Raw genomic sequence first — 12,556 nt, 5'->3', positions numbered from 1 at the left:
GAACGGCGCGCACTAGGATAAAAGACGTACCTGGGCACACTCTTTGATTATTGAGCTATGGGAAACCGTGATCGCCGCCCGGCCAGATGCTAAAAGACTGGCCACGGCGCGTTGCCAAATGCCGCCGCTCTCCATGTACCAGCTCGGTGTCTAAATAAAAAAGGACACCCAACGGGTGTCCTTTTCCAAGATCTTAGCCGTGACCAAATGGTAGTGTTAAATCTGCTCTACCGTCTGCTCAATACGCCCAAAAATAGATTGGCCCTCACCATCCAACATCTCAATAGCGATGGTATTGCCAAAGTCCATAAACGGTGTGCTCGCTGAACCCTTTTGGATGGTCTCAATCATGCGAATCTCAGCAATACAGCTGTAACCAACACCGCCTTCTGCTACAGGCTTACCGGGGCCGCCATCCAACTTATTGGACACGGTTCCAGAGCCAATAATAGTGCCTGCACAAAGTGGACGAGTTCTGGCCGCATGGGCGACCAGTTGCCCGAAGTGGAAGGTCATATCCACACCGGCATTGGGCTCGCCAAACTTCTCACCATTCAGATGGGAAACCAGTGGCAGCTGCAATTTACCCTCGCTCCAGTTTTCACCCAGTTGTTCAGGGGTTACGCAAACAGGGGAGAAAGCACTAGAGGGTTTGGACTGGTAGAAACCAAATCCTTTGGCCAGTTCTGCAGGTATCAAACCGCGCAGGGATACATCATTGACCAACATTACCAACTTGATATGGGACAGTGCATCCTCAGCGGACACCCCCATAGGGACATCATCGGTAATCACGGCGATTTCTGCCTCGAAGTCGATGCCAAAGCCATTGCTTTGCGGCATTTTTACCGGCTCGCGCGGGGCCAGGAAGGTATCGGAACCACCTTGATACATGAGCGGATCACTGTAGAAGCTCTCCGGCACCTCGGCACCGCGGGCTTTGCGCACCAGCTCAACATGATTCACGTAAGCACTACCGTCGGCCCAGTGATATGCGCGCGGTAAAGGTGAAGCACACAGAGTTTGGTCAAAGGCTTCCCCTTGAATCTCACCATTCTGCAGGCGCTCATGTAGCTTCTCCAACTTGCTGCTGACAGATGCCCAATTGTCCAACGCACTCTGCATGGTGGGGGCAATATCGCCAGCTGGCACCATACGGGTAAGATCGTCGCTAACAACAACCAATTGGCCATCGCGGCCGGATTTAAGGCTGGCTAACTTCACTGTGCCTCCCCTTCAGTTTTTTCCACAAATTCTTCTTCCCCATGCATCCAGGCGGCGTGCCTTGGGGCTTTTTTAGTACGCGACCACTCTTCCAACATATCCTCAGCAACCCGCTTCAGCTCTTTGTGCATACCAGGCTTGGCGGTATTGGCGGCCAGCTCAATACGATGGCCGTTGGGGTCGAAGAAGTAGATCGACTGGAAGATAGTGTGATTGGTAGGGCCGAGTACGTCGACCCCGGCCGCCTCCAGTCGCGCTTTAGTCTCAAGCATTTCTTCCATGGACTCCACTTCGAAAGCGATATGCTGCACCCATTTAGGTGTGTTCTCATCGCGCCCCATCTCCGGGGAGTTGGGGATTTCGAAGAAGGCAAGCACATTCCCCATACCCGCATCCATAAAGACGTGCATGTAAGGGTCCGGCTCACCGGTTGAGGGTACCTCGTTTTCGGCAATGGCCAGCTGGAAGTCCATGCCGAGAAGATCGCGGTAGAATTCCACTGTCTCCTTGGCGTCCCTACAGCGATACGCCACGTGGTGAATGCGCTTAATGCCCATTGAAGCCTCCGTTATTATTCCTTTTCTTTAATGACGCCACGCTTGAGCTGGTCGCGCTCAATGGACTCGAACAGGGCCTTAAAGTTACCCTCACCAAACCCTTCATCTTCCTTGCGCTGGATAAACTCAAAGAATACCGGGCCGAGCATATTAGCGGAGAAAATCTGTAGCAGCAGGCGTGGTTGGCCGCCCTCGGTGGTGCCATCCAGCAGGATGCCACGGCTCTGGAATTCTTCAGTAGGTTCACCGTGCCCAGGCAGACGCTCTTCCAGCATTTCGTAGTAGGTGTCCGGCGGCGGGGTCATAAACTCCATGCCGCGCTCTTTCAGGCGATCCCAACAGGCAATTAAGTCATCACAAGCAAAGGCGATATGCTGGATACCTTCGCCGTTGTACTTCATCAGGAACTCTTCGATCTGGCCGCCGCCACCAGCTGCTTCTTCGTTCAGCGGAATACGGATCTTGCCATCCGGTGCAGTCATCGCCTTGGACAGCAGGCCGGTGTATTCACCTTTGATATCGAAGTAACGAATCTCGCGGAAATTGAATAGGTCTTCGTAATACTTGGCCCAGTAATCCATACGGCCGCGATACACGTTGTGGGTAAGGTGATCCAGAGTGTGGAAACCACAACCTTCAGGGCGACGCTCTACGCCTTCTTCCCAGATAAAGTCGATATCGTAGATGGACTCACCATCTTCGTAGCGATCAATCATGTACAGGGTTGCACCGCCAATACCTTTGATTGCCGGCAGGTGCAGTTCCATCGGGCCGGTATTCACATGAACAGGCTGTGCACCTTTACGCAAGGCCTCTTCGTAGGCGAACTTGGCATCTTTCACCCGAAAAGCCAGGCCACAAGCGGAGGGACCGTGCTCCTGGGCGTAGTAATAGGCGTGGCTGTCAGGCTCGTAATTGGTGATAAAGTTGATATCACCCTGGCGCCACAACTCCACTGCCTTGGAGCGGTGACGGGCGATTTTCTCAAAGCCCATGGCGGAAAAAACGGTTTCAAGGATGCCTTTTTCCGGCGCTGTAAACTCTACGAATTCGAAGCCGTTAAGTCCCATCGGGTTTTCAAATAAGTCGGCCATGCGGTCCTCCATTTCTTATCATCGCAGCACTTCAAAGCGGGGCTGCGGATTGTGGATTTAAAGCGCAAACGAAGTTAGTTGCAGATGTAACTAATGTCAAGAAACTCTGGATCAGCTAACAAATGAGTACTAAAAGAGTATTTTTAGTCACCAGCCTCCAAAGCTAGCGCCTGGAAGAATAACCAGCTGGCAACGGGTCCTTGGACAGGATCGGAAGAGTAATCGGGAGCCGGGTGCGACACATTGGCTGCGCCACACCCGTGCACAACCGACCTTATTTACGCGTGCATTTTCCGGTATCGGTACGACACATATGATCCTTGTGAAACTTGCCGGTCATCTGGTCGCACTGGGATTTGCTCACATCTCCGGCACAGGCATTTTCGGCATGCTGGCAGCAACCGGTTTCAGCGGTACCCATTCCCTTACCGCCTTCCATACCTTCATCTTTCTTGCGCTGTTCGCAGGCAGATAGGGTCAATACCATCGCTGCGGCCAGTATCCCAATTGAAGCTTTGAGTCTCATTAAGGCCTCCTAAATACCCGGCTTAGCGGCCGGTGACATGGATATCGCGGAATCTGCCGCGCATAGCTTTGTGCGACCCGCGTAGATTTACCCGACATCTCCACCAGCTCAGGGATTTTGCGATTAGGCGCGCCATCCCATTGTCACCCTGCAGATTTACCGGGCCATGCATTGACTGTAGCCCACACTGGCAGCGAAACCATCTGACTGACGGGACATTTACGTTAATTTGCCCCTGACAGCCCATCCAAATAACTGAATACCTTTTTGTATTTGCCAGAGCCGGTACAATCGGCCCCCGTTTGTCGGGTAAAAAGCCCCGACAGGAATGTATTTATTGAGGACCCCCTATGCTTCTCGCCGCTGCTGCCATCATTGCCGGCTTTATTGTGCTGGTCTGGAGTGCCGACCGCTTTGTGGATGGAGCTGCCGCCACGGCCAAACACTGCGGTATGCCCACATTATTAATTGGTATGGTGATCGTCGGCTTTGGCACTTCTGCCCCTGAGATGGTGGTCTCAGCCATTGCCGCCTTGAATGGCAACCCCGGCCTCGCCCTGGGTAATGCCTACGGTTCCAATATTGCCAATACCGGTTTGATTCTCGGTTTCAGTGCCCTGCTGATCCCACTATCGGTACACTCAAAGATTGTGCGTAAAGAGCTGCCACTGCTGCTGGCAATCACCCTGCTCAGTGGTGCCTTCCTGTGGAATGACCGCTTGGAGCGCTGGGAGGGTATTGTTCTGTTATTCGGTTTCTTCGCCTTGATCGGCTGGAGTATCTTTTCTGCCATGCGCAATAAAGGTGACCAGCTTGAGGGAGAAGTAGAAACTGAGCTGGAAGACAACCCTATGCCACTCGGAACTGCCATATTTTGGTTGGTAGCGGGGCTGGTACTATTGATTGTCAGCTCCCGAATCCTCGTATGGGGAGCAGTAACCATTGCCGAATCTTTGGGGGTCAGTGACCTGGTGATAGGCCTGACTATTGTTGCCCTGGGAACCTCACTGCCGGAACTGGCCGCAACTTTAGTGGCCGCACGAAAAGGTGAGCACGATATCGCCATCGGTAACGTTGTCGGCTCCAATATGTTCAATCTGCTGGCGGTGGTTGGCATTGCCGGCACCATTGCTCCCATGAACAACGTACCCCACGAGGTGCTGTCCCGGGACTGGCCGATGGTTCTGGGCCTCACAATTGCCCTGTTTATTTTTGCCTACGGCTTCAAAGGCCAGGGCCGAATCAATCGCTGGGAAGGCTCCGCGCTGCTAATGGCTTACCTCGTATATACCGGCTACCTGGTAGGAACCATTACCAAAGCTGCACTCTGATAATATTCGGGGTGGTGCCGCACCACCCCATAGTTACTGCCTGAATTCACCGTAATTCGCCACCTCTGGCCCATTTCTCTTGCCAAAAACTGACTAATATCTGCAAACACCTTCCAAGGAAAAGTGCTGAGCAGCTTGATGAAGAGAAGCACCATTGGCAAAACCGTCGGGCTAACCGCCCTATTTGGACTCGGTGCAATTTACCTTCTCAATGCCTCTTGGCTGGCGACAGCCCAGCAAGGGGAACCGATCCTGATTGCCCATCGCGGCGTCTATCAAACTTACAACCGGGATAATTTGACCCGTGACGCATGCACCGCAGTCCGTATCTATACCCCGCAACACCGCTATCTGGAAAACACGATTCCCTCTATGGAAGCTGCCTTTTCTCATGGCGCGGACATTGTCGAAATCGATGTCCATCCCACCACTGATGGCGACTTCGCGGTATTTCACGACTGGACCATAGACTGCCGCACGGATGGAACAGGTGTCACCCGGGAACAGTCCATAAAGGACTTAAAGAAGCTGGATATTGGTTACGGCTATACCTTTGATGGCGGCAAGACATTTCCCTTTCGTGGCCAGGGGGTGGGCTTACTTCCCACTTTAAAAGAAGTCTTACTGCACTTTCCCAGCAAGCAGTTTCTGATCAATATTAAGAGTAATGATCCGACAGAAGCAGACCGATTGGATAACTATCTTCGGCTACACCAATTGCCTATTAATTCCCGGCTTATGATCTACGGCGGCGATCGCCCAATTAAAAGGATACGGCAGCTGCGGCCAAATGTACTGGCCTTCAGCAAAACCAGTGCCAAGCAATGCATTCTGCGCTACGTGCTACTTGGTTGGAGCGGTTATTTCCCCGAGGCTTGCCGAAACAGCATTGTTGTTGCACCCAATACCTGGCGGTGGGCTTTATGGGGTTGGCCCAATCGCTACTCTGAACGAGTGGCCAAAGCCAATAGCTTGGTGATGGCGGTGGACCATAAAAATGGTAAGCGGGGCTTGCCCGGTATTTACACACCGGAAGAACTCAGTTTTCTGCCCGAAGGTTACAGCGGAGCTATTTGGATTGAGAAGATAGAGCTTATTGGTCCATATCTACAAGCAAGACAATAAATAACCTTAGCGTTTTCGAACTTTCTCCAGCCGTGCCAGATGCGCCTGAAGACGCTCTATTTCTTCCAGCAGCTCTATCGCTAATGCAGCGCCGGCAAGATTTACCCCCAGATCACGCTCCAGGCTGTAAACCCGGCGCACCCGGCGCACACAAATTCCGCTAAAGCGCCACTGCAGTTCCCTGCTACGCGGCTCAATAATTCCCTCCTCAACCAAGGCAATAATGCGCTCCGCCGGCACACCACAAGCCCGGCACAGTTCGCTCAAAGTTAACTCACTCTCTTCATCCAGGAGAACACCGCTAAGCTGCTCAACCTTTTTAGGCATCACAATTATCCTCCCATGGACTGACGCGGATTGAAGTTGAATGCGTCTCCAAACTGACGGTATGCCTCGCGTTCATTATCAGTCGTGGCTGGCGGCGTAACAGTTTGCATCACTATATACATATCCCCCGGCTGCTTTGCCGGGATACCGCGGCCCTTGAGGCGCAGTTTTTTACCATTGGTGCTGTTTGCTGGAATGGTCACTTTAATGGGACCATCGGGAGTGAGTACTTGCACCTTGGCTCCAAGCGTTATCTCCCAGGGAGCCAAAGGCAAATCCAGGTAAACCGTTTTACCTTCTGTATGGAAAAGGGGATGGGGGTTGAAAGCAATTTCCAGGTAGAGATCACCAGGCTTACCTTCTCCAATGCCAGGCTCACCCTGTCCAGCCAAGCGAATCTGTTGCCCTTCAGTGATCCCCTTGGGAATTTTTATATTGAGAATGCGCTCACGCAATTGCGGTCGCCCATCTGCACCCAACACCGAGTGCTTTAAGGTTACTTGGCGCGTACCGCCACGATAACTATCTTCGAGGTCTACTGTGATGCGGGCATAGGTATTTTCACCCTGGGCACTGTAAGAGCGGCGCTGCCCCTGCCCATAAGCCTGACGAAACCCGCTGCGGCCAAACAAGCTTTCAAAGAAGTCACTAAAAGCTTCAGGGTCAGCTTCGGTATATCCACCACCGTGAAACTCAAAACCCTGGTCCCAATTGGGGGGCGGTCGGAAATCCTGCCCAGACTGAAAACCACTGCCGAGCTGATCGTAAGCAGCTCGTTTCTCTGGGTCCTTCAATACTTCATAGGCCTCATTTACTTCCTTAAAGTGCTCTTCGGCGCCCTCTTCCTTACTGACATCAGGATGATATTTGCGTGCTAGCTTGCGATAGGCACGCTTAATCTGCGCCTGGTCAACGCTCCGATCCAGGCCGAGTATTTTGTAATAGTCCTTGTATTCCATGGCTTTAATAAAAGCCGATGATGGTACATTTTTCCATCATTCTTAAATAGTAAAACTACCCCTTGCCAATATATCTCCCATAAATTTCTAACTAACAGGTCTCAGTTATTATTAGGTTATTATCTACCTCTGGCCTCGGTTGAGTATTTTTTATCTAGAATAATTTTATGAAAATAGTATAGATTTGGCGCCAACATAAAACTGGCGCCAAACCCACTAATTAGTGGCCGGTTTCATACCACATCTCAGCTTCAACATATTCAATGCTGCCGTCATCATAGTGAATATAAGCTTGTGCTTCATTGGATGTATAAGCCCTTACGGTAACCGAACATGAAAGTCCAGAAGAGCATCCTTTTACCCAGAAAATTCTATCGATCGATTTGGTTACATTTGTAATGCTCCACGAACCTGATGTGGAATTACCAAAACTAAAATCCTGCCCGAAACAATAAGATGTTCCATTGCCAAACGCATATCCACCGGACTTAACACTTACATGACATACGAGATCAGCAGACATAGCTGGAAGGGCGAGAGATGATGAAACAATCAATAAACTCGCTAACAATAACTTTCTAATATTCATATTTATAACCTTTATTGTTTTTATACTTCGATTATTCTGACAAATGAGCTTGCAACACAACTGAGACTACCACTACAGCCGTGAACTTTATATGGATTTACAATTATATATTTATAGATAAATGAGCATAAGGTATCAAATTAAATCGACTTAAGTTCGTTATACTAAAATAATATATAAATGTTGCTCATATAAATATTCTACATATGTAAATCGAAACCTTTTGTTCAGTTTGCAGCATTTCGTAGAATCCCCTAAACACTCGTTCCCGGTGAAATTTTCTTAGGAATTACCAAGATGTGCAAACTAAATAATACCAAGATAAAGCATTATCACTTTGAATCCAGCTGTTAGCTAAATTAGCTGTATCTAGTTGTTTGCCTAATAATCCCCATAAGATGATTTACCTCTCTGCAGAATATGGGTCCTCAGCATTTAAATAAGCCAAGATATCTGATTTATTTTCGTTGGAAATTAACCACTCACGAACTTCTTTAACCTTATCATAAAGATCCTCACCAAATTTATCCTTATACATTTCAGAGAAATTCTTATACGCCTTACTTTCTCTTATTTTCTTTTGCCATTCATGGGTTACCAAAAAATTTAGTGAACCTGCAAGTCCCTCAGCTTTTAACAGATTCCACTCGCCCTTATCCAACCAAACCCCACCGACAACAGTGCTGTAATCGATACGACGCTCACTACTTGCCAGTATTTTTACCTTCTGCATAATGGAGCCCGATTCCGGGCACAAAATCGCCCTCTTGGTATCTTCAGCAACTATATCGCTAAGGTTATTTATATCTTCTGAAAAATGGTATTCAGGATTTTGTCTTTTCCAGGTTAAGTAATCTTCAATAAGAACCCAATTTCCCCCACAGGAAGAACAGGTATAACCACGAAATAGTTATTCGATAAATCCTGGGTTAAGAATGCCATTTTTACAGCTAGTGCAACATTTCATATTTTGTATATCATAATAAAAAATCCGGATCTATTTATTTAGATCCGGATTAAAGAAATCAATTTTTCTAACTACATTATAGTGATTTGTGCAATATGTCTTTCAAATACGTACGGTTCACTAACTATCAAGCTCTGTAGTTTTATTCAAGTCGCCAACTCCAGCTTCTTTTAAGAGCGAATCTACCAGTGGCGCCATGGCTCGGTGTTTAAGGGCACTGCCTACTAATGCTTCAGGTAAGCTTTGGCCCTTAGATTCAGCGTCGCCATCTAAAATACCGCTACTTGCCCGGCCATCAACACCATTTAAGCCTTCAACAGAGATAATTTTCATACCCTCAATACTCTCCATTGGCTTAACGCTTTCACGGATAATATTGGGCAGATTTTCGTGCAGACTAAGCACTTTCTTAAGTGCGATCTGGGCTTCATTGAGGCTATTAAAAGCCTCATTCATCAAGCGTTGACCTTCAGCATCCACCGCATATTTCTCACGGTCAGCTTCAACTTTAATACGAACGGCTTCAGCTTCTGCAGCAGCCTGTAAGCGCAATGCTTCAGCCTTATCCTCTGCAGCCGCTTTCTCTGCATCGGCCATTACCTTAATACCAGTCGCCTGGCGCTCCGCTACTTTTTGAGCTTCGATGATTTCAATGCGCTTATCACGCTCGGCAACTTCAACATCCTGAGCCGTGCGAACTTGCTCTTCAGCTTTTACTGCCTCAGCTCGAGCTACGTTGGCCTGTTGGTCCGCGAGAGATTGTTCTTTGGACTTTTCTGCAACAGCAATTGCACGTTCCTGCTTGGCAATTTCCACTGACTTCTCTTTGGAAATACGCTGCTCATCAAGAATACGCTCACCTTCAATCTCTTGCTCTTTCAAGCGACGCTCTTTCTCGATTTCCAGCAACTTAGTTGCCTGTTCCGCAGCAATTTGGGATTGACTGACTTCACGCTGGGCTTCAATTTCAGCTTTGCGTGCTGCGCGTTCCTGCTCTGCTTGTTCACGGGCAATATCCGCTTTCTGAGCAGCTTCACGATTTTCCAGCTCGCGCTGCTGCTCCAGATGTGCGTAACGTTTTTCTTTATCAATTTCTAACTTTTGGCGTTCAGCTTCGAGGTTTTTCTTCTCGATCTGCACCATGGTTTCCTGCTCGACATCATTGACCTCTTTACGACGCGTCTCAATAGAGCGGGTCATACTGGCGAGGCCCTCAGCATCAAACACATTATCCTGATTGAAGAATTCTTTATGGGTTTGATCCAAACCAGTCAAAGATACAGCCTCAAGTTCCAATCCATTTTTCAATAGATCTTCGGAAACTACCTGCTGAACTTTTTGTACAAACTGACTGCGCTGTTCATGCAATTCAGCCATTTCCATTTCAGCTGCTACCGAGCGTAACGCATCAACAAATTTACCCTCGATCATTTCTTTTAATGCTTCGGGGTCTAAAGTACGCAGACCCAAAGTCTGTGCAGCATTGGCTATCGCATCTGCATCCGGCTTTACCCGCAGATAAAATTCAGCAAGTACATCAACACGCATACGATCCTTGGTGATAAGCGCTTGATGCTCTTTTCGGGAAACCGCCAGGCGCAAAGTATTCATGTTCACAGGAATAATTTCATGTAGAACCGGTAGTACCAATGCACCTCCATTCATTATGACTTTTTGACCACCCATACCGGTACGTACAAATGAGCGCTCTTTTGAGGCTCTCGTATACAGGCGCGCAAAAATAGTTCCAATAACAATTAAGGCCACTAGTACAGTCCCGGCAATAAATACCATAACCGGTAGGTTTCCTATCACTTCTAGATTCTCCATTTAGTTATTCTCCATAAGATGTATACTGCTGGGGCGAGTTACTCGAAAATGTGCTCCCAGCTCTTCAACCAGCAACACCTTATCCCCCTGATTAAATATTTCACTTTCATCCGGTTCCACCATTACATAGTGTGTGGTTCCGTATTCATCACTAAAACGCGCTTCTGCTGGTGAACCGATTTCTGCTTTACCGATCGTAATAATCGCTACACGGCCAATAAAGGAATTTCTCTCAACTGCCTCGGATTCATCACCCACAGCGAAGCGCCGCATAATGTTGCCAACAAAACGTACCTGAGGTAGCGCAAGAAAAAAGACTGCCACAGCAAGTAAACCGCCCGGCAATAAATATCCAACAAGAGACTCTATGAGCATTTGGGCTACTAGGCCGGTCACTCCAAAGCTAACCAGAAAAGTTACTAACAGTATAAGTGCAGGAACTTCACCGAAACGCAACCACCCAAGCAGCTTAGTCATCCCGCCAGACAACCCTGTATCTGGCACGTCAACATCAAAATCTGGTAATAAATTATCCAGTAAATCTGAAATACCAACACCAATCAATGTCATGACGCCTTCAAGAAGCGCTATCATAAACATTAAAATCAGCGCACCGGTAAAGACCAGGTTTTGGTCTTGCAATAAAAATATCATCAGCCCCCCGATTTAATCTTGGCTAAACGTTCTTTCACACGATTATTTCGCGCGAACTCCTCAAGCTCTGCTAATTTGCTGGCATCTATCCCAGAGTCAAATGTCGATATAGCTGTATTACCTACTGCTCGATTAAATGCATCGGTAGCTTGTTCTACCTGGGCTTTTGGCTTTCTATCCCTGCCATATTCATCGGCAGTAACTCTATTGCTTACCTTTTTATTGGCTGCAATAAACTCTTGTAACTGCTCACGCATTTCACGTTTCTTACCTTGCAGGGCAAGAATATAGGAACCTAGTTCCTTTATTTCTATCTCATTTTCATTGATCGCTTTTTCTAAAATTGGAAGTTGCGCCTCAATATCCATTTGTTTGGCAATGGCGACTTCAGCCAGATCATCACGACCTTCACTTATAGCAATATCAATTTGTTCAGCTAAATTCTTATGACGTTTGTTTTCGTCACTTAACGCTCTACTGTTTAGATACTTGGATGCCTCAACTTTCCCTAGCTGATCTCGCACATCTGCAATTGCATCATCCACCTCCCGAATTGCCTGCTCCATCATTGACTCTGGTGCAGTGGCTTCAACCGAGTCCACGACGGCATTGGCGGACACAGAGATTAAACGTGATATACGCTTAATAAACCCTTCACTCATAACTTATCTCCCGCTCCCAAATAGAAGAATCCACCTTATTATTAGCTACAAACTTCAAGTGATGTCGAAACAGTATCCAATCTCTCACCATAGATACTGTTTATGCTTTCCTGCTATGACGGCAAGACAATTTTTCCGCAAAGTATTACGAGTCTGCAGCAGCAGTTTTTATAAATAGCTCAATAGAATTGGAATCATTACTAAATTATATCAATGCCGTATTCTCTACGAGCAATTTCAATATCATTCCAATTAGTAAACTGCGATGACTTTTTCTCAAACAACAAGCCATTAAAGGAAGGAACACTTCTACATAAGAAAGTTATGACCGGGCAGATTTCTTTCTGCTCTGCCGAACTTCTCATTATAGCAATCAACTTACGGGTTTTTACTTCGTATGACAGCGCTACTGTGATCGATCAACACCAAGGCAGGCACAGTCATCCGCTGGTAAATACGCCGAAATCTGCTGGGGCTCATTGAGTATGACGTTCCTTTGCCTCACATGCATATAAATGTACACATACCAATAGAGTAGGTCAATCAATAGGAGATAAAATGAGTGGATGACAAGTTTTTAAACGTGCATCGCTTGCATTTATGCTTTGCTAAAGTAGCAGCTAATAGCACTGTAAAACTGAACATTGTGGTAGGCATACAATTCAAAAATCAATTACACGCTATAACAGCAGGCAAATGATGACCTAAAAT

Annotated in this window: 14 protein-coding genes; 3 read left to right on the top strand and 11 right to left on the bottom strand. The window is 47.6% G+C overall.

Going from position 1 to position 12,556, the window contains the following annotated elements; all coding sequences use genetic code 11:
* Positions 1-216: 216 nt before the first annotated feature.
* The 4 genes from ACJJIE_RS17595 to ACJJIE_RS17580 form a co-directional block, all read right to left on the bottom strand.
* Positions 217-1,224 (bottom strand): fumarylacetoacetate hydrolase family protein, encoded by a 1,008-nt coding sequence (locus ACJJIE_RS17595; protein WP_444892505.1) that lies wholly within the window; start codon positions 1,222-1,224, stop codon positions 217-219.
* Entirely contained in the window at positions 1,221-1,781 is a 561-nt protein-coding gene (locus ACJJIE_RS17590) for a VOC family protein (protein ID WP_252084079.1), read from the bottom strand. Before ACJJIE_RS17590 ends, ACJJIE_RS17595 begins: the two co-directional genes overlap by 4 nt.
* Positions 1,782-1,795: 14 nt before the next feature.
* Positions 1,796-2,875: a 4-hydroxyphenylpyruvate dioxygenase gene (hppD, locus tag ACJJIE_RS17585; protein ID WP_282930444.1), complete on the bottom strand. Its 1,080-nt coding sequence runs from the start codon at positions 2,873-2,875 to the stop codon at positions 1,796-1,798.
* Between the two features lie 274 nt (positions 2,876-3,149).
* Complete coding sequence (locus ACJJIE_RS17580) at positions 3,150-3,401, bottom strand: hypothetical protein (protein WP_282930445.1); 252 nt, start codon at positions 3,399-3,401, stop codon at positions 3,150-3,152.
* A 350-nt stretch (positions 3,402-3,751) separates the two neighbouring features.
* On the opposite strand from ACJJIE_RS17580, the gene ACJJIE_RS17575 reads away from it, so the two are divergent.
* Positions 3,752-4,732, top strand: coding sequence for a calcium/sodium antiporter (locus tag ACJJIE_RS17575; protein WP_413663970.1), 981 nt, complete (start codon positions 3,752-3,754; stop codon positions 4,730-4,732).
* A 138-nt stretch (positions 4,733-4,870) separates the two neighbouring features.
* Complete coding sequence (locus ACJJIE_RS17570) at positions 4,871-5,857, top strand: glycerophosphodiester phosphodiesterase family protein (protein WP_444892504.1); 987 nt, start codon at positions 4,871-4,873, stop codon at positions 5,855-5,857.
* A 6-nt stretch (positions 5,858-5,863) separates the two neighbouring features.
* On the opposite strand, the gene ACJJIE_RS17565 is transcribed toward ACJJIE_RS17570, so the two are convergent.
* The 7 genes from ACJJIE_RS17565 to ACJJIE_RS17535 all read right to left on the bottom strand — a co-directional run bounded on the left by ACJJIE_RS17565 (position 5,864) and on the right by ACJJIE_RS17535 (position 11,845).
* The gene (locus ACJJIE_RS17565) at positions 5,864-6,184 is read right to left on the bottom strand and encodes a chaperone modulator CbpM (RefSeq protein WP_444894780.1); all 321 of its coding nucleotides are present in this window, start codon (positions 6,182-6,184) and stop codon (positions 5,864-5,866) included.
* A gap of 5 nt (positions 6,185-6,189) precedes the next feature.
* Positions 6,190-7,143: a DnaJ C-terminal domain-containing protein gene (locus ACJJIE_RS17560; protein WP_444892503.1), complete on the bottom strand. Its 954-nt coding sequence runs from the start codon at positions 7,141-7,143 to the stop codon at positions 6,190-6,192.
* Between the two features lie 220 nt (positions 7,144-7,363).
* A complete protein-coding gene (locus ACJJIE_RS17555) occupies positions 7,364-7,732 on the bottom strand; it encodes a hypothetical protein (protein WP_444892502.1) in 369 nt (122 codons plus the stop codon).
* 403 nt (positions 7,733-8,135) lie between these two features.
* Positions 8,136-8,465 carry a TFIIB-type zinc ribbon-containing protein gene (locus ACJJIE_RS17550; RefSeq protein ID WP_444892501.1) on the bottom strand — a complete coding sequence of 110 codons (330 nt, stop codon included), beginning with the start codon at positions 8,463-8,465 and terminating at the stop codon, positions 8,136-8,138.
* 354 nt (positions 8,466-8,819) lie between these two features.
* Entirely contained in the window at positions 8,820-10,529 is a 1,710-nt protein-coding gene (locus ACJJIE_RS17545; protein ID WP_444892500.1) for a flotillin family protein, read from the bottom strand.
* A complete protein-coding gene (locus ACJJIE_RS17540; protein WP_444892499.1) occupies positions 10,530-11,183 on the bottom strand; it encodes a YqiJ family protein in 654 nt (217 codons plus the stop codon).
* Positions 11,183-11,845: a PspA/IM30 family protein gene (locus ACJJIE_RS17535; RefSeq protein ID WP_444892498.1), complete on the bottom strand. Its 663-nt coding sequence runs from the start codon at positions 11,843-11,845 to the stop codon at positions 11,183-11,185. The genes ACJJIE_RS17540 and ACJJIE_RS17535 overlap by 1 nt, the downstream gene beginning before the upstream one ends.
* 562 nt (positions 11,846-12,407) lie before the next feature.
* On the opposite strand from ACJJIE_RS17535, the gene ACJJIE_RS17530 reads away from it, so the two are divergent.
* Complete coding sequence (locus tag ACJJIE_RS17530) at positions 12,408-12,545, top strand: hypothetical protein (protein WP_444892497.1); 138 nt, start codon at positions 12,408-12,410, stop codon at positions 12,543-12,545.
* Positions 12,546-12,556 lie beyond the last annotated feature (11 nt).

It is taken from the genome of Microbulbifer maximicatervae (SeqCode) (genome assembly GCF_052467325.1).
This window is presented reverse-complemented; position numbering and strand designations above follow the sequence as displayed.

What these genes read in the sequence shown, in the direction of transcription:
- ACJJIE_RS17535 (WP_444892498.1), bottom strand. Translation starts at nt 11,845, where the DNA reads ATGAGTGAAGGGTTTATTAAGCGTATATCACGTTTAATCTCTGTGTCC.
- ACJJIE_RS17575 (WP_413663970.1), top strand. Translation starts at nt 3,752, where the DNA reads ATGCTTCTCGCCGCTGCTGCCATCATTGCCGGCTTTATTGTGCTGGTC.
- ACJJIE_RS17590 (WP_252084079.1), bottom strand. Translation starts at nt 1,781, where the DNA reads ATGGGCATTAAGCGCATTCACCACGTGGCGTATCGCTGTAGGGACGCC.
- hppD (WP_282930444.1), bottom strand. Translation starts at nt 2,875, where the DNA reads ATGGCCGACTTATTTGAAAACCCGATGGGACTTAACGGCTTCGAATTC.
- ACJJIE_RS17550 (WP_444892501.1), bottom strand. Translation starts at nt 8,465, where the DNA reads ATGCAGAAGGTAAAAATACTGGCAAGTAGTGAGCGTCGTATCGATTAC.
- ACJJIE_RS17560 (WP_444892503.1), bottom strand. Translation starts at nt 7,143, where the DNA reads ATGGAATACAAGGACTATTACAAAATACTCGGCCTGGATCGGAGCGTT.
- ACJJIE_RS17545 (WP_444892500.1), bottom strand. Translation starts at nt 10,529, where the DNA reads ATGGAGAATCTAGAAGTGATAGGAAACCTACCGGTTATGGTATTTATT.
- ACJJIE_RS17540 (WP_444892499.1), bottom strand. Translation starts at nt 11,183, where the DNA reads ATGATATTTTTATTGCAAGACCAAAACCTGGTCTTTACCGGTGCGCTG.
- ACJJIE_RS17555 (WP_444892502.1), bottom strand. Translation starts at nt 7,732, where the DNA reads ATGAATATTAGAAAGTTATTGTTAGCGAGTTTATTGATTGTTTCATCA.
- ACJJIE_RS17565 (WP_444894780.1), bottom strand. Translation starts at nt 6,184, where the DNA reads ATGCCTAAAAAGGTTGAGCAGCTTAGCGGTGTTCTCCTGGATGAAGAG.
- ACJJIE_RS17580 (WP_282930445.1), bottom strand. Translation starts at nt 3,401, where the DNA reads ATGAGACTCAAAGCTTCAATTGGGATACTGGCCGCAGCGATGGTATTG.
- ACJJIE_RS17570 (WP_444892504.1), top strand. Translation starts at nt 4,871, where the DNA reads ATGAAGAGAAGCACCATTGGCAAAACCGTCGGGCTAACCGCCCTATTT.